Genomic DNA, 16,305 nt, shown 5'->3' on the forward strand with positions numbered 1-16,305 from the left:
TTTTTCTGAAAATCGTGCATAAGTTTTTTCGGGGCATAAGAAAACCGGCTTTTACAGCCGGTTTTTTTATGGACGCCTCCAGGTGTGGAGGCCGCTCCTACAACAACGGTCCGCGTCGGCCGTCAGATCTTGTCGATATCCACATCCTTGGTTTCTTTCAGGCAGAAGATCCCCACCACCAGGCTGACCCCGGTCACCAGCACCGGGTACCACAGCCCGTAGAAGATATCCCCGGTATACACCACCAGCGCGAACGACACCGTTGGCAGGAAGCCACCGAACCAGCCGTTACCAATGTGGTAGGGCAGCGACATCGAGGTGTAGCGGATGCGGGTCGGGAACAGCTCGACCATCACCGCCGCCAGCGGGCCATAGGTCATGGTCGCGATCAGGATCATCGCCACGATCAGCACCACCACCATCACCTGGTTGACCTGCCCAGGGTCGGCCTTGGCCGGGTAACCGGCCTGTTCCACCGCCGCACGCATGGCCGCTTCATCGAAGCCGTTGATGGTCTTGTCACCGATGTTGACCACCACATCGCTGCCAGCCACATCCACCGAGCTGTAAGGCAGGCCCTGCTTGACCAGGAAGGTCTTGACCTTGTCGCACGGGCTGTCGAAACGCGCCTTGCCCACCGGGTCGAACTGGAAGGTGCAGCCTTGCGGGTCGGCAGTGACCACGATCGGCGCCTGGCGGCTGGCCGCGTCGATCTGTGGGTTGGCGTAGTGGCTCAACGCCTTGAACAGCGGGAAGTAAAGTACCGTGGCCAGCAGCAGGCCGAGCATCAGGATCGGCTTGCGGCCAATCCGGTCGGACAACCAGCCGAAGAACACGAAGAACGGCGCCCCAATGACCACGCTGATGATCAGCAGGGTGTTGGCTTGGGCCGGGTCCATTTTCAGCATCTGGGTCATGAAGAACAGCACGTAGAACTGCGCCGTGTAGAAGGTCACGGCCTGCCCTGCGTTGATGCTGAACAAGGCAGTGAGCACCACTTTCAGGTTCGGCCAGGAGGTGAACGACTCACGAATAGGCGACTTGCTGACCTTGCCCTGGGCCTTCATTTTCACGAAGGCCGGCGACTCATGCATGCTCATGCGGATCCAGGTGGAAATCGCCAACAGCACGATCGACAGCAAGAACGGCAGGCGCCAGCCCCAGGTTTCGAACTGGTCGCCACTGATATAACGGCTGCCCAGCACCACGACCAGCGACAGCAGTAGGCCGAGAGTGGCGGTGGACTGGATGAAGCCGGTGTGGAAGCCGCGTTTGCCAGGCGGTGCATGCTCCGCCACATAGGTAGCCGCACCGCCGTACTCACCGCCGAGCGCCAGCCCCTGCAGCATGCGCAGGACTACCAGGATGATCGGTGCTGCAATGCCGATGCTGGCATAGGTGGGCAACAAGCCGACGGCAAAGGTCGACAGGCCCATCAGCACGATGGTGACGAGGAAGGTGTACTTGCGCCCGATCATGTCGCCCAGCCGGCCGAACACCAGCGCGCCGAACGGCCGCACCAGGAAGCCGGCGGCAAAGGCCATGAGGGCGAAGATGAAGGCGGTGGTGTCATTCACACCCGCGAAGAACTGCTTGCTGATGACCGCTGCCAACGCACCATAGAGAAAAAAGTCATACCACTCGAAAACGGTCCCGAGGGATGACGCGAAAATGATCTTGCGTTCTTCACGGCCGCTCGCGCTGCTGGCCGCCGCGCCCTGCTCTTGGAGGTAATCCGACATCGTTGCTGTCCTCGGCCCGCAGGCCACAGTGATTATTCTTGTTGTTCCACTGTCGGCAGCTTCTGACCGCCAGCTGCCGGTACTGCACGCACCCGTGGTCAGGGCGTCGGTATCGCGTCTTCGTTCAGATAGGTCTGGGTGGCAGCTCCTTTGAGGATCAGTTGCGCCGCCTTTTCGGCGATCATCAGGGTGGGTGAACAGGTATTGCCGGAGGTGATCTGCGGCATGATCGAGGCGTCTGCCACGCGCAGGCCGGGGATGCCGTGCACGCGCAACTGGTTATCCACAACGTCCAGTTCGCCATTGCCCATGCGGCAGGTGCCGACCGGGTGGAAGATGGTGGTGCCAATTTTGCCTGCGGCTTCGAACAGCTCTTCTTCGGTTTGCAGCGTTGGGCCCGGCAGGTATTCCTTTGGGTCGAACGCGGCAAGGGCAGGGGCCTGGACGATACGCCGGGTGAGGCGAATGGAATCGGCGGCGACCCGCAAGTCCTGGGGATCACTAAGATAGTTGGGGTCGATCAGCGGCGTGCTGTTCATATCGCTGCTGCGGATATCGATCCGCCCGCGGCTGGCCGGGCGCAGGTTGCACACCGAAGCGGTAAAGGCCGGGAACCTGTGCAGTGGCTCACCGAAGCGTTCGAGTGATAGCGGCTGCACATGGTACTGCAGGTTGGCGGTGGTCTGCTCCGGGCTCGAACGCACGAACGCGCCCAGCTGGCTCGGCGCCATGGCCAGTGGGCCGCTGCGGTCATAGAGGTAGCGCAGGCCCATGCCCATCTTGCCCCACAAGCTGTTGGCCATCTGGTTCAAGGTGCGGGTATTGCGGATCTGGTAGATCAGGCGCAGTTGCAGATGATCCTGCAGGTTGCCGCCAACGCCTGGCATGTCGTGACGCACGCCAATGCCCAGGCGTTCCAGTAGCTGCCGCGGGCCAATGCCGGAGCGCTGCAGAATGCCGGGTGAGCCCACCGCGCCCGCACAGAGAATGATCTCGCGACGGGCCGCGAACTCGTGCCAGGCCCCTTGCCAAAACGCCTTCACCGCCCGTGCGCGGGTGTTGTTGAGCAGCACCTGGTCAACCTGAACGCCGATCAGCACGGTGAGATTGGGGCGGTCCTTGATCGGCCGCAAGAAAGCCTTGGAAGCGTTCCAGCGCACACCGCTGCGCTGGTTGACCTGGAAGTATCCACAGCCCTGGTTGTCGCCAGTGTTGAAGTCGTCGACCTTGCCGATGCCGCTCTGCTCGGCGGCGTCGCGGAAGGCGTCGAGGATCGGCCAGCTGTAGCGCTGGCGCTCGACCCGCCATTCGCCGTCACCACCGTGGTGTTCGCTGGCGCCGGCAAAGTGGCTTTCGCTGGCCTTGAACAGCGGCAGTACGTCCTTCCAGGCCCAGCCGTCGTTGCCTTGCTCGGCCCAACGGTCATAGTCGGCGGCCTGGCCGCGCATGTAGATCATGCCGTTGATCGAAGAGCAGCCACCCAGCACCTTGCCGCGTGGATAGCCCAGCGCACGACCGCCCAGACCAGGCTGCGCCTCGGTCTTGAAGCACCAGTCGGTGCGCGGGTTGCCGATGCAATAGAGGTAACCGACGGGGATATGGATCCAGGGATAGTTGTCACGGCCACCCGCTTCCAGCAGCAGCACTCGGCAGGAGGGGTCGGCGGACAAACGATTGGCCAGCAGGCAACCGGCGGGACCGGCCCCTACGACCACGTAGTCGAAGACAGAATCGGCTGATGGCATGTGCAACCTCGGGCCTGATTATTATTCTTGTCCCGATCCATCTTAGTGAGTAATTTCGTGGAGGAAACACGAGATTTCGCGCAGCCGCTGTGCGTTTTAGCACAGTGGTAAGTCTGTACTGGCCTCTTCGCGGGCACGCCCGCTCCCACAAGGTAACGCGATCCCTGTGGGAGCGGGCGTGCCCGCGAAGAGGCCGGAACGAACTGCCAAAAAGGATCAGCATGTTCGACTGGAACGATCTGCGGTTTTTCCTCGAGTTGCAGCGCAGCGGCCGTTTGCTTACCGCCGCCAAGCGCCTCAACACCACCCACAGCACCGTGGCCCGGCACATCGAGAGCATCGAACAAAGCCTGGGTACCGCGCTGTTCGTGCAGCATGCCCAGGGCTATGAACTGACCCCCTCGGGCCAAGCTCTGCTCAAGCACGCCGAAGCCATGGAAAACGTTGCCCTGCTGGCACAGGAAGAAATCACCCAGGCCATCACGCCACTGGGCAAGATTCGCCTGGGGGTGACCGAAGGCATCGGCATCATGTTCTTCACCCCGCGCATGAATGCGCTGTTCGACCGCTACCCCGGCCTGGAGGTGGAGCTGGTGGCGGTGCCGCGCTTCGTCAGCATCCTCAACCGCGAGGCGGAGATCAGCATCCACCTGGAACGGCCCAACGCAGACCTGCTGATCACCCGCAAGCTCACCGACTATCGCCTGGCCTTGTATGCCAGCCAGGCCTACCTGGATCGCGCGCCCCCGCTACGAAACCGCGAGGACCTGGCCCGGCATAACTGGATCGGCTACGTGGACGACTTGCTGTTCAGCCAGGAACTGCTGTTTCTCAACAGCTTCTGCCGGGCACCCAACGTAGTGTTTCGCAGCACCAGCGTAATCGCCCAGCAAACCGCCGCTCGTGCCGGGCTGGGCATCGCCGTGCTGCCCAATTACATGGCCCGCCACGACCCGACACTGGTGCGTGTACTGCCTGGTGAAACCATCCAGCGCAGCTACTGGATCTGCACCCGCCGCGAACTGCACAAGTCAGTGCGCCTGCGAGTAGTGTGGGACTACCTGCTGGCGCTGTGCGCTGCAGAACAAAGCGAGTTGCTAGCCGAGTAACGCCTTGCCGGCCAGCAACAGGGCCGCAGCCCAACCGGCCACGGCAAACATCTGCTGCAAGCGCGGCCCGGCCAGCCTGGCGGCCAAGGGCCGCGCCAGCAGCAGGCCGAGCACCGCGCCGCCAGCGAACGGGGTGCCAACCTGCCAGTGCATCACCCCTGCCAGGCTGGCGCTGACCACACTGCCGGTAGACACCAATGCAATCACCGCCAGCGAGGTGGAGACGATGCTGGCCATGCGCAAGTTGGTATAGCGGTTAAGGGCCGGGATGATGACAAAGCCACCGCCTACGCCGAGCAGGCCGGACAGCAGCCCGGACAGTGCGCCGGTAAACGCCAGAGCGCGGGCGCAGGGCAGGGTCCAGCGCAAACGGCCCTGCAACGGGTTCAGCACGCAGGGTTCGATATAGCGGTGGGCGTCATTGGCTTCGCCGCGCAGTTCCTTGGCCGCCTTGCGCCAGATGCGCAGGCAGGCGTACACCAACACGCCGGCGAACACCAACTGCAGTGGCGTGTCAGGCAAGCGGTGGGCCAGCATCAGCCCGAACGGAGCCGCTACCACACCGATCACCGCGATGAACAACGCCGCCCGGTAGCGCACCAGGCCCTGACGCAACCCCAGCACGGCACCCACTGCCGCCGCCATGCCTACGGCCAGCAGGCCGACCGGTGCAGCCTCGACCATCGACAAACCCAGGCCGAACACCAGTAAAGGCACTGCGAGAATGCCACCGCCGGCACCGGTCAAGGCCAGCACGGCACCGATGATCGCGCCCAGGCCCGCTCCCAGTAGTTGATGTTCGATCACTGCCCACCCTCGGCTACCAACTGCGGGCGTGCCAGCCACTCCCGGCCCTTGAGCATGCCTTTCCAGTACAAGGGCGGCAGCACCCGTGCCTTGAGCAACCACGCCAGGCGTGTAGGTTGGCGGCCATCCAGTAACCAGTTTGGGAAACTCGGTGCCAGCTTGCCGCCATAAGTGAACTCGGCCAGCACGATCTTGCCGCGCTCGACGGTGAGCGGGCACGAGCCATAACCATCGTACCGGGCCAAGGCAGGTAGCCTGCCAAGGGCCACCAGCACGTTGTTGGCCACGACCGGAGCCTGCTTGCGGGCAGCCGCGGCAGTCTTGGCATTGCTGGTATTGGCCACGTCCCCCAGGGCATGCACATTGGTGAAGTGGCGATGACGCAGGGTGTGCGGATCAACATCGACCCAGCCGGCGTTGTCGGCCAGCGGGCTTTCACGAATGAAGTCCGGTGCCACCTGCGGCGGTACCACGTGCAGCATGTCGAAGGCCTCGATAAGGGTTTCGCTGCTGCCATCGGCCAAGGTGCGCACGAAGGTGGCGCGCTTGTTCGGGCCGTCCACGGCGACCAGGCGGTGGGAAAAATTCAGGTCCACGCCGTACTTGTCGATGTACTTCATCAGCGCGGGCACGTAATCCGCCACCCCGAACAATACCGCACCGGCGTTGAAGAAGCTGGCCTTCACCGCCCCCAGATGACCATTGCGCAGCCAGTGGTCACATGACAGGTACAGCGCCTTTTGCGGCGCGCCCGCGCACTTGATCGGCATCGGCGGCTGGCAGAACAGGGCGCGGCCTTGCCTGAGCTTCTGCACCAGCTCCCAGGTGTAGGGCGCCAGATCGTAGCGGTAATTGGAGGTGACGCCGTTGTGGCCCAGGGTCTCGCTGAGCCCATCGATGGCCGCCCAATCCAGCTTGAGGCCGGGGCACACCACCAACTGTTCATAACTGATGGCGTGGCCGCCTTCGAGGAGGACCAGCTGGCCCAGCGGGTCGAACCCCTGCACACGTGCCTTGATCCAGCGCACACCGCGCGGGATGGTCGAGGCCATGGTGCGGGCAGTGCTCTGCGCCTTGAACACACCGGCACCGACCATGGTCCAGCCGGGCTGATAGTAATGCACCTCGGCGGGGTCGATCAGGGTCACGTCCAGCGACGGGTCACGGCTGATCAGGCTGGAAGCAGTGGCGATACCGGCGGCACCGGCACCGACGATGACCACTTTGTGGTGGTCGTTATAGGTAGGGGACAACAAGGCAGGCATGGCGGTAAATCCTGGAAATCTGGTTATGGGGCAGGGCGGTTACAGCTTGTTCAGCGGGATCTTCAGGTAGCTCACACCGTTTTCTTCCGGCGCGGGGAACTGGCCGCTGCGCATGTTCACCTGCACCGATGGCAGGATCAGCACGGGCATGTCGAGCGTCTTGTCGCGGGCTTCACGCATGGCGACGAAGCTGTCCTCGTCGATGCCCTGGTGGATATGAATATTGCTGGCGCGCTGCTCGGCCACGGTGGTGACGTACTGCATGTCGCGGCCACCTGGAAGGTAGTCATGGCACATGAACAGCCGGGTCTGGTCGGGAAAGGCCAGCAGGCGACGGATCGAGCGGTACAGGGTGCGGGCATCGGCCCCCGGGAAATCGCAGCGGGCGGTACCATAGTCGGGCATGAACAAGGTGTCACCGACGAACACCGCGGTCTCGCCTGCGTCCTCGATCATGAAGCTCATGCACGCAGGTGTGTGCCCCGGGGTATGCAGCGCGCGGGCATGCAGGTTGCCGATGCGGAAACCTTCCTCATCTTCGAACAGCACATCGAACTGGCTGCCATCGCGGGCGAAGCCAGGCTCGGCATTGAACAAGGCACCGAATACTTTCTGTACCTGGGTGATGTACGCGCCGATGGCGGTGTGGCCGCCGAGCTTTTCCTTCAAATAGGCCGCCGCCGAAAGGTGATCGGCATGCACATGGGTTTCCAGCACCCACTGCACCTCAGCTCGCAGCTCCTTCACCCGGGCAATCAACTGGTCCGCAGAAGCAGTGCAGGTGCGCCCCGACTTGGGGTCATAGTCGAGGACACTGTCAATCAACGCACACTTGCGCGTTACGCCGTCCATGACCAGGTAGCTGATGGTCGAGGTCGCCTTGTCGTAAAAAGCGTCCACGTGCAGGTTGTTGCCGATGATCATCGCGTTCTCCAATTTATCCGCCCAGCCTTGTACAGGCGAAGGCAGTGCCAGGAGGTTTATCAAGATGCATGCCAGGCATTTTCCTGCGCTTGGGCCAATGAAACCGGTCCTTTGCTGGCAACTGCCGACGACCGTGGCAGCGCAGATGGCAGTCGACTGTCAGCCAATGGCAGTGTTTGGCAGTCCTTGCTACTCTCCGTCGCTCATCCAGTCGGTGCCGTCATGCCTGAAGCCCATCCCCTCATCCTAGCCCTGGTTTCCTATCTTGAGCACGATGCCCTGCCAACCATCGTGCTGGATACCGAGTACAACATCCTGGCCGCCAATGCTGCCTATCGCCGCCAGTTCGGCCGGCATGAGCAGGCGCCGCTGGGCGAAAAATGCCACAAGGTCTCGCACCACTATGCCGTGCCTTGCGACCAGGCCGGCGAGCATTGCCCGATGCGCAAGGCGTGGCACAGCAAGGTGCCAGAGCGGGTGTTGCACATTCATCACACGCCACGCGGCCCCGAGCATGTGGATGTCGAGTTGCGGCCGATCCTGGATGAACAGGGCAGGGTGGTGGCCTTTGTCGAACGCCTGACCAGCATCACCCTGGCGTCGGCGCAGCCCCAGGAACACGGGCTGGTCGGGCGAGCGCCAGCGTTTAAAGCGGCTCTGGCCAGCCTGCAGCGTGCCGCGCCGGCGCAGATCCCGGTGCTGCTGCAGGGTGAGTCGGGTACCGGCAAGGAACTGTTCGCTCGCGCGGTGCACATGGGCAGCCCCAGGGCCAACGGCCCATTGGTGGTAGTCGACTGTACCGGCCTGACCGAGTCGTTGTTCGAGAGCGAGTTGTTCGGCTACGAGAAGGGCGCGTTCACCGGTGCCAACCAGCGCAAGATCGGCCTCGCCGAAGCAGCGCATGGCGGCACCCTGTTCCTCGATGAAATTGGTGAAGTACCGCTGGCGATGCAGGTGAAGCTGCTGCGCCTGATCGAGTCCGGCAGCTTCCGCCCGGTGGGTAGCCTGCGCACGGTGCATTCCGATTTTCGCCTGGTTTCGGCGACGCACAAACCCCTCCGGCAGATGGTGGCGGATGGGACCTTCCGCGAAGACCTGTATTACCGCATCAGCGGCTTCCCGATCCGCCTGCCCGCATTGCGCGAACGGGTCGAGGATTTACCCCTGCTGGCACAGAGCCTGTTGCAGCGCATGGCAGGCAAGCCGACGCCCAGGCTGAGCGATGAAGCTTTGCAACAGCTTGGGCTGCATCCGTTCCCAGGCAACATTCGCGAGCTGCGCAACATGCTGGAAAGGGCGCGACTGTTTGCCGATGACGGGCTGATCCGGCCGGAGCATTTGCCGGAGGATATCGGGCCGGCGGGGGCGATCACGGCAGGTGGCAGGCGCAATCACCTGGGTGAGCTGGCGCAGGCACTGGAACACTTCAAGGGCTCGCGCAGCGAACTGGCCCGTCACCTTGGTCTGAGTGAGCGCACGCTATATCGCCGGTTGAAGGAGCTTGGCCTGAATTGACGCGTTGGCTGCACCGGCCCTATCGCCGGCAAGCCGGCTCCCACAGGTACGTCACAGGACCCGAATACAGCGCCACACCTGTGGGAGCGGGTTTACCCGCGAAGCATTCGACGCGGTGGATGCACCGGCTTCGCCGGTGTTCGCGGGTAAACCCGCTCCCACAGGGATGGCGCTTCACAGACCTTTACCGGACCTTTACCTCTGTCCTGACATTAAGCGGGAAGGATTGTGGTCTGATCAGTTAACCGAACCTGGCAACCTGTCAGCTCCCGCCAGGCGTTAACATGCAGAGGACCGCATCAAATGAAAAAAAACCTAACCGTGATCTGCGCCGCGCTCATGCTCAGCGTCCCCTTGGCCAGCTTCGCGCAGCCGGGTCCACCTGATCGGCATGATGGCGGCCCATCGCACCAAGGCAACTCGCCCCATGGTCAGCCGCAACAAAAAGGCCGACATGACAATGGCCGCGGTCCCGCTTACCGTGACCCGAACTTCCGCCCACAGCAGGGCATGCCGGTCCCTCATCAACAGTGGCAACGTGGCCATGTGGTTGACCCTCATTACCGTGGCGACCGCTACTGGGTGACCGACTGGAAAGCACGCCACCTGTATGCGCCACCGCATGATCACCGCTGGTTGTATGTGAACGGGGACTATGTGCTGGTGGCTATTGCCAGTGGTGTGATCGTCAACATTCTCAGCGGTTACTGAAAACCTGTTCCACGTGGAACGTTGATCTGTCAGTGGGGCACAGGAAATTTGAGGCAAAAAAAGCCCGCGTAAGCGGGCTTTTGGTGGTGACCGGTGAGAAGCGAACTGAGGTTCCGACCGGTCATCTATTTGCAGCTTCTCTGTGAACCTACACCTGATCAGAAGTCCAGGTTAGACACCGACAGTGCGTTGCTTTCGATAAAGTCGCGACGCGGCTCGACTGCATCACCCATCAGGGTGTTGAAGATCTGGTCAGCAGCGATCGCATCCTCGATGGTGACCTTGAGCATACGGCGGACGGTCGGGTCCATGGTGGTTTCCCACAGCTGCTCAGGGTTCATCTCGCCCAGCCCTTTGTATCGCTGGATAGTATGGCGCTTGGTGGTTTCGTTCATCAGCCAATCCAGGCCTTCCTTGAACTCGACAATTGCCTTGCGGCGCTCACCGCGCTGCACGTAAGCACCTTCACCCAACAAGCTGGACAGCTTGGCGCCAATGTTGACTACGGTACGGTAGTCATTGCTGCCGAAGAAGTCCCGGTTGAAGGTGACGTAGCTGGCCAGACCGTGGGAGGTAACTTCCACTTCTGGCAACCATACGTTGCGCTCTTTGTCTTCGCGCAGGCTGGCTTTGTAAACCAGGCCGGACTTCTGGCTGCTGTTCAGACGCTCCTGGAACTGGGCCAGCCAGGCTTGCATCACAGCATGGTCACCCAATTGCTCCAGGGTCACCTCCGGCAGGTAGATGAAGTGCTCGGTCAGTTCTTCCGGATACAAGCGCGACAGGCGCTTGAGGGTCTTCATGACACTGCGGAATTCATTCACCAGCGCTTCCAGCTGCACACCGGAAACAGCTGGTGCCGACTCGTCCAGGTGCAGGCTGGCATCTTCCAGGGCCGACTGGGTCATGTACTCTTCCATGGCCTCGTCGTCCTTGATGTACTGCTCCTGTTTGCCTTTCTTCACCTTGTACAGCGGTGGCTGGGCAATGTAGATGTAGCCGCGCTCTACCAGCTCCGGCAGCTGACGGAAGAAGAAGGTCAGCAGCAGGGTACGGATGTGCGAACCGTCAACGTCAGCATCGGTCATGATGATGATGTTGTGATAACGCAGCTTGTCGATGTTGTACTCTTCGCGCCCGATACCGCAGCCCAGTGCGGTGATCAGCGTGCCCACTTCCTGGGACGAGATCATCTTGTCGAAGCGCGCTTTCTCGACGTTGAGGATTTTACCCTTCAACGGCAGGATCGCCTGGGTACGACGGTTGCGACCTTGCTTCGCCGAGCCACCCGCGGAGTCACCCTCCACCAGGTACAGTTCGGAAAGGGCAGGGTCCTTTTCCTGGCAGTCCGCCAGTTTTCCTGGCAGGCCGGCAATATCCAGCGCGCCTTTACGGCGAGTCATCTCACGGGCTTTACGTGCCGCTTCACGGGCACGGGCCGCGTCGATCATCTTGCCAACGACGGCCTTGGCCTCGTTCGGGTTTTCCAGCAGGAAGTCGGCGAAGTACTTGTTCATCTCCTGTTCCACGGCGGTTTTCACCTCCGAGGAGACCAGCTTGTCCTTGGTCTGCGAGCTGAACTTAGGGTCCGGTACCTTCACCGAGATGATCGCGGTCAGGCCTTCACGGGCGTCGTCGCCGGTGGTCGCCACCTTGTTTTTCTTGGCCAGGCCTTCCTGCTCGATGTAGCTGTTCAGGCTACGGGTCAACGAGGAACGGAAGCCCACCAGGTGAGTACCGCCGTCGCGCTGTGGAATGTTGTTGGTAAAGCACAGCAGGTTTTCGTTGAAGCTGTCGTTCCATTGCAGGGCGACTTCAACACCCACGCCATCGTCACGCTGGACGTTGAAGTGGAACACCTGGGAGTTGACCGGAGTCTTGTTGGTGTTCAGGTATTCGACGAACGCACGCAGGCCGCCTTCGTACTTGAAGAACTCTTCTTTGCCGCTGCGTTCATCCTTCAGCAGGATGCCAACGCCCGAGTTCAGGAACGACAGCTCGCGGATACGCTTGGCCAGGATGTCCCAGCTGAAGTGAATGTTCTTGAAGGTTTCAGCCGATGGCTTGAAGTGGATGTGGGTACCGGTGGTTTCGCTGTCACCGACAACCGCCATCGGCGCCTGTGGAACACCGTGAACGTAGGTCTGTTCCCAGATTTTGCCGCTACGGCGAACGGTCAGTACCAGTTTCTCGGACAGGGCATTCACAACAGAAACACCTACACCGTGCAGACCACCGGATACCTTGTAGGAGTTATCGTCGAACTTACCGCCAGCGTGCAGCACGGTCATGATGACCTCGGCTGCGGAAACGCCTTCTTCTTTATGCACGTCGACCGGAATGCCGCGACCGTTGTCGCGCACACTGATGGATTCGTCCGGGTGGATGATGACGGTGATGTCATCGCAGTGACCGGCGAGGGCTTCGTCGATCGAGTTGTCGACCACCTCGAAGACCATGTGGTGCAGGCCGCTGCCATCATCGGTGTCGCCAATGTACATGCCGGGGCGCTTGCGCACGGCATCCAAACCTTTCAGCACCTTGATGCTGGAGGAGTCGTACGTTTGATTTTCGCTCATGCATTCACTCCCGATGGTCGTGGGTCTGGGTGATACGGCCTTGTTCCACGTGGAACAAAGCAACTGGCGTTTCCGTCTGCCAGCCTTCCCTCAGTAATTCGTGATCTACACAGGTGATGAACACCTGGCAGCGTAATTCTTCAAGCAAGCGGCATAGCGCGCGGCGATGCTGGTCGTCCAGTTCGGACGGCAAGTCATCCACGAGATAAATACAGTGACCGCGGCGAACCTGGCTAACGAGGTGGCCTTGGGCAATGCGCAAAGCGCACACCACCAGCTTTTGCTGACCACGCGACAGGATGTCGGCTGCATTGTTGGCAGCCAGACGAAGACGTAGATCAGCACGCTGCGGACCGGCCTGGGTGTGGCCCATCTGCTGATCGCGAAGGAGAGAGGAGGCGAGTACTTCTTGCAGTTCCCGGTCCTTGTCCCAGCCTCGGTAGTAGCTCAGGGTCAACCCGTCCAGCTCGACCAGTTCGCTCAGGGTTCGCTCGAAGACGGGCTTCAAGGCCTTGATGTAGTTGCGACGGTATTCATCTATTTCCGCGCTGGCCAGGCACAATTCCCGGTCCCAAGCGGCTTGCGAAGCTGGGTCAAGTGTACCATGTCGCAACCATGAGTTCCGCTGCCGCAGTGCCTTCTGCAGCCGTTGCCAGGCCGGCAGGAAACGAGGTTCCACGTGGAACACTCCCCAATCCAGGAACTGGCGGCGTATTTTCGGGGCACCTTCCAACAGGCGGAAACTGTCTGGGTTGATGAGCTGCAGTGGCAGTAACTCTGCCAGCTGCGCGGCACTACGCGCATTCTGCCCATCGATGCGAATAGTGAACTCCCCTTGTCGCTCCCGGGATACACCCAGGTTGCTGCTGCCACCCTCGGCCAATTGCACTTCGCCAAATACGGTACAGGCGGGCTGTTCGTACTGGATAACCGGGTTCAGGCGGGTGCTGCGGAATGAACGCGCTAGCCCGAGCAGGTGCACGGCTTCGAGCACACTGGTCTTGCCGCTGCCGTTGGCGCCGTAAAGGATGTTGATGCGGGGGGAGGGTGAGAGTGTCACCGGGTGCAAGTTGCGCACCGCGGTGACCATGATACGTCGAAGGGACATTTCGCCTGCTACGGGTTACAGACGCATCGGCATGACAACGTAGGAAGAATCGTCGTTACCTGCTTCCTGCAGCAGGGCACTGCTGTTGGAATCCGACAGGATCAGACGAACTTGCTCGGTAGTCATCACGCCCAGCACGTCCAGCAGGTAACTGACGTTGAAGCCGATCTCCAGCGAGCTACCATCGTAGTCTACGCTGATTTCTTCTTCAGCTTCTTCCTGCTCGGGGTTGTTGGCCTGAATCTTCAGTTGGCCAGCAGCCAGTTGCAGGCGGATACCACGGTACTTTTCGTTGGAAAGAATCGCAGTACGGCTAAAGGCTTCACGCAGCGCCTGGCGGTCGCCGACCACCAGCTTGTCACCGCCCTTGGGCAGTACGCGCTCGTAGTCCGGGAACTTGCCGTCCACCAGTTTGGAGGTGAAGGTGAATTCACCCGTGGTGGCGCGGATGTGATGCTGGCCCAAAACGATGCTCACCATGCCTTCCGGGTCAGTAAGCAGGCGCGCCAGTTCAAGGATACCTTTGCGTGGCACGATGACCTGATGGCGATCATCCTGCTCGATCGGCGCGCTCATGGAGCACAGCGCCAAGCGGTGGCCGTCAGTGGACACCGCACGCAGCGTGTTGCGGGAAACCTCCAGCAGCATACCGTTGAGGTAGTAGCGCACATCCTGCTGGGCCATGGCGAAACCGGTGCGCTCGATCAAGCGACGCAGCTTGCTCTGTTCCAGGTTGCAGGTCAGCGAGCCCGGGCCTTCTTCCACGGTCGGGAAGTCATTGGCCGGCAGGGTCGACAGGGTGAAACGGCTACGGCCGGCCTTGACCAACAGTTTCTGCTCGTCGACCTTGATATCGATCAGGGCATCGTTCGGCAGGCTCTTGCAAATGTCCATCAGCTTGCGCGCCGGGACGGTGATTTCGCCAGGCTCGGCCGGCTCTTCCAGTTGCACGCGGCCTACCAGTTCGACTTCCAGGTCGGTACCAGTCAACGACAGTTGCTGGCCTTGCACCACCAGCAATACGTTGGACAGGACCGGCAAGGTCTGACGGCGCTCGACGACACCGGCGACCAGTTGCAGGGGTTTCAACAGGGCTTCGCGTTGAATGGTGAAATGCATGGTCTAGTCCCTTGCCTTCAATTAGCTGCGCAGACGGCCATCAGGTCGTCAGCGTCCGCAGCAGGTTCTTGTAGTCCTCGCGGATGTCCGCGTCGGATTCCTTCAATTCGTTGATCTTGCGGCAGGCGTGCAGCACGGTCGTATGGTCGCGACCACCGAACATGTCGCCGATTTCCGGCAGACTGTGGTTGGTCAGCTCCTTGGACAGGGCCATGGCCACCTGACGTGGACGCGCCACAGAACGTGAACGACGCTTGGACAACAGATCGGAGATCTTGATCTTGTAGTACTCGGCGACAGTGCGTTGAATGTTATCCACACTGACCAGCTTGTCCTGCAGCGCCAGCAGGTCCTTGAGCGACTCACGGATCAGCTCGATGGTGATGTCGCGGCCCATGAAGTGCGAGTGAGCAATCACCCGCTTCAATGCGCCTTCCAGTTCGCGGACGTTGGAACGGATACGCTGGGCAATGAAGAAGGCTGCATCATGCGGCAGCTCGACCTTGGCCTGGTCGGCTTTCTTCATCAGGATAGCCACCCGCGTTTCAAGCTCCGGTGGCTCGACGGCCACTGTCAGACCCCAACCAAAGCGTGACTTCAGGCGCTCTTCCAGCCCTTCGATCTCCTTGGGGTAGCGGTCAGAGGTAAGGATTACCTGCTGGCCGCCTTCGAGCAAGGCGTTGAAGGTGTGGAAAAACTCTTCCTGCGAGCGCTCTTTACGGGCGAAGAACTGGATATCGTCGATCAGCAACGCATCCACCGAGCGGTAGAAACGCTTGAATTCGTTGATGGCGTTTAGCTGCAGCGCCTTGACCATGTCCGCGACGAAGCGCTCCGAGTGCAGGTACACGACCTTGGCGTTCGGGTTCTTCTTCAGCAAATGGTTACCCACAGCATGCATAAGGTGGGTTTTACCCAGGCCCACACCACCATAAAGGAAGAGCGGGTTGTAGCCATGCTTGGGGTTGTCGGCGACCTGCCACGCAGCCGCACGTGCCAGCTGGTTCGACTTACCTTCGACGAAGGTGTCAAAGGTAAAAGTACGGTTCAGGTAGCTGGTGTGCTTGAGCGCACCTTCAACCTGTACGGTGCGCTGTTCTGTCCGGGCACCGCCCGCCGGCGCCGAAGCCGGCTCGGCCATGGCATCGAAGCTGTCACGCGAGGATGGCTCGGCCAGTTCATCGACAAGCACAGGCTCGGCGGCGGCCACGGCGACCGGTTCGACAGCTGCCGGCACTGCCTTCAATGTCTGGCTCTGCGCCTGGGTATGCGCCAGCGAAGCGGCCACGGCGGCACTCACTGGCGCGTTGGGCGCGGCACGTGGAGCCGAGCTGCGACGGCTGCCGATCAACAAGGAAAGGGCAGGCGCAATGCCGCTGCCGTTTTCGCCCAACAGTTCGAGCAAACGACCCAGGTACTTTTCATTGACCCAATCGAGAACGAAACGGTTAGGCGCATAGACGCGCAACTCGTCGCCTTCGGCTTCGACCTGTAGCGGACGGATCCAGGTGTTGAATTGCTGGGCAGGCAGTTCATCGCGCAGAAGCTCCACGCACTGCTGCCAAAGTTCCACTGACACGGATATCCCCTGAGTTTGAAAGCCGGATGAGGCAAAAACAAACCGCCATTGTACCGGTCGAGCGTTCAGTTATCCACATGTGGACACACCAGGAACCATGAC

Annotated in this window: 12 protein-coding genes; 3 read left to right on the forward strand and 9 right to left on the reverse strand. The window is 61.1% G+C overall.

Going from position 1 to position 16,305, the window contains the following annotated elements:
* Nucleotides 1-122 precede the first annotated feature (122 nt).
* Nucleotides 123-1,742, reverse strand: coding sequence for an MFS transporter (locus tag CAF70_RS00440; RefSeq protein WP_085621441.1), 1,620 nt, complete (start codon nt 1,740-1,742; stop codon nt 123-125).
* Between the two features lie 98 nt (nt 1,743-1,840).
* Nucleotides 1,841-3,487 carry a GMC family oxidoreductase gene (locus tag CAF70_RS00445; protein WP_085621442.1) on the reverse strand — a complete coding sequence of 549 codons (1,647 nt, stop codon included), beginning with the start codon at nt 3,485-3,487 and terminating at the stop codon, nt 1,841-1,843.
* A gap of 221 nt (nt 3,488-3,708) precedes the next feature.
* On the opposite strand from CAF70_RS00445, the gene CAF70_RS00450 reads away from it, so the two are divergent.
* Nucleotides 3,709-4,596 (forward strand): LysR family transcriptional regulator, encoded by an 888-nt coding sequence (locus CAF70_RS00450; RefSeq protein WP_085621443.1) that lies wholly within the window; start codon nt 3,709-3,711, stop codon nt 4,594-4,596.
* On the opposite strand, the gene CAF70_RS00455 is transcribed toward CAF70_RS00450, so the two are convergent.
* From CAF70_RS00455 to CAF70_RS00465, 3 genes are read right to left on the reverse strand one after another with little or no spacing between them, the layout of a single operon-like run.
* Nucleotides 4,585-5,403 (reverse strand): sulfite exporter TauE/SafE family protein, encoded by an 819-nt coding sequence (locus tag CAF70_RS00455; protein ID WP_085621444.1) that lies wholly within the window; start codon nt 5,401-5,403, stop codon nt 4,585-4,587. The two genes, CAF70_RS00450 and CAF70_RS00455, sit on opposite strands and share 12 nt — an antisense overlap.
* Nucleotides 5,400-6,668, reverse strand: coding sequence for an FAD/NAD(P)-binding oxidoreductase (locus CAF70_RS00460; protein ID WP_085621445.1), 1,269 nt, complete (start codon nt 6,666-6,668; stop codon nt 5,400-5,402). Before CAF70_RS00460 ends, CAF70_RS00455 begins: the two co-directional genes overlap by 4 nt.
* Before the next feature lie 39 nt (nt 6,669-6,707).
* Nucleotides 6,708-7,592 (reverse strand): MBL fold metallo-hydrolase, encoded by an 885-nt coding sequence (locus CAF70_RS00465; RefSeq protein WP_085621446.1) that lies wholly within the window; start codon nt 7,590-7,592, stop codon nt 6,708-6,710.
* A 222-nt stretch (nt 7,593-7,814) separates the two neighbouring features.
* Here CAF70_RS00465 and CAF70_RS00470 point away from each other — a divergent pair, with 222 nt between their 5' ends.
* Both CAF70_RS00470 and CAF70_RS00475 read left to right on the forward strand, forming a co-directional pair.
* Nucleotides 7,815-9,107 (forward strand): sigma-54-dependent Fis family transcriptional regulator, encoded by a 1,293-nt coding sequence (locus tag CAF70_RS00470; RefSeq protein WP_085621447.1) that lies wholly within the window; start codon nt 7,815-7,817, stop codon nt 9,105-9,107.
* Nucleotides 9,108-9,410: 303 nt separating this feature from the next.
* Complete coding sequence (locus tag CAF70_RS00475; protein ID WP_085621448.1) at nt 9,411-9,818, forward strand: RcnB family protein; 408 nt, start codon at nt 9,411-9,413, stop codon at nt 9,816-9,818.
* A 158-nt stretch (nt 9,819-9,976) separates the two neighbouring features.
* Here the strand turns inward: CAF70_RS00475 and gyrB are convergent, their stop codons facing one another.
* Genes gyrB through dnaA form a run of 4 tightly spaced genes read right to left on the reverse strand, consistent with a single transcriptional unit; the run spans nt 9,977 to nt 16,203 of the window.
* Nucleotides 9,977-12,397, reverse strand: coding sequence for a DNA topoisomerase (ATP-hydrolyzing) subunit B (gene gyrB, locus CAF70_RS00480; RefSeq protein WP_085621449.1), 2,421 nt, complete (start codon nt 12,395-12,397; stop codon nt 9,977-9,979).
* Nucleotides 12,398-12,401: 4 nt separating this feature from the next.
* Nucleotides 12,402-13,505 (reverse strand): DNA replication/repair protein RecF, encoded by a 1,104-nt coding sequence (recF, locus tag CAF70_RS00485; RefSeq protein WP_085621450.1) that lies wholly within the window; start codon nt 13,503-13,505, stop codon nt 12,402-12,404.
* A 15-nt stretch (nt 13,506-13,520) separates the two neighbouring features.
* The gene (dnaN, locus tag CAF70_RS00490) at nt 13,521-14,624 is read right to left on the reverse strand and encodes a DNA polymerase III subunit beta (protein ID WP_085621451.1); all 1,104 of its coding nucleotides are present in this window, start codon (nt 14,622-14,624) and stop codon (nt 13,521-13,523) included.
* 40 nt (nt 14,625-14,664) lie between these two features.
* Nucleotides 14,665-16,203 (reverse strand): chromosomal replication initiator protein DnaA, encoded by a 1,539-nt coding sequence (gene dnaA, locus CAF70_RS00495; RefSeq protein ID WP_085621452.1) that lies wholly within the window; start codon nt 16,201-16,203, stop codon nt 14,665-14,667.
* Between the last annotated feature and the right edge of the window lie 102 nt (nt 16,204-16,305).

Origin of the sequence: Pseudomonas sp. B19(2017), from assembly GCF_002113165.1 — a bacterium.
GTDB lineage: Bacteria > Pseudomonadota > Gammaproteobacteria > Pseudomonadales > Pseudomonadaceae > Aquipseudomonas.

Bases quoted from the DNA above. Each gene is read 5' to 3' on its own strand.
- CAF70_RS00440 (WP_085621441.1), bottom strand. From the start codon at position 1,742: ATGTCGGATTACCTCCAAGAGCAGGGCGCGGCGGCCAGCAGCGCGAGC.
- CAF70_RS00445 (WP_085621442.1), bottom strand. From the start codon at position 3,487: ATGCCATCAGCCGATTCTGTCTTCGACTACGTGGTCGTAGGGGCCGGT.
- CAF70_RS00450 (WP_085621443.1), top strand. From the start codon at position 3,709: ATGTTCGACTGGAACGATCTGCGGTTTTTCCTCGAGTTGCAGCGCAGC.
- CAF70_RS00460 (WP_085621445.1), bottom strand. From the start codon at position 6,668: ATGCCTGCCTTGTTGTCCCCTACCTATAACGACCACCACAAAGTGGTC.
- CAF70_RS00465 (WP_085621446.1), bottom strand. From the start codon at position 7,592: ATGATCATCGGCAACAACCTGCACGTGGACGCTTTTTACGACAAGGCG.
- CAF70_RS00470 (WP_085621447.1), top strand. From the start codon at position 7,815: ATGCCTGAAGCCCATCCCCTCATCCTAGCCCTGGTTTCCTATCTTGAG.
- CAF70_RS00475 (WP_085621448.1), top strand. From the start codon at position 9,411: ATGAAAAAAAACCTAACCGTGATCTGCGCCGCGCTCATGCTCAGCGTC.
- gyrB (WP_085621449.1), bottom strand. From the start codon at position 12,397: ATGAGCGAAAATCAAACGTACGACTCCTCCAGCATCAAGGTGCTGAAA.
- recF (WP_085621450.1), bottom strand. From the start codon at position 13,505: ATGTCCCTTCGACGTATCATGGTCACCGCGGTGCGCAACTTGCACCCG.
- dnaN (WP_085621451.1), bottom strand. From the start codon at position 14,624: ATGCATTTCACCATTCAACGCGAAGCCCTGTTGAAACCCCTGCAACTG.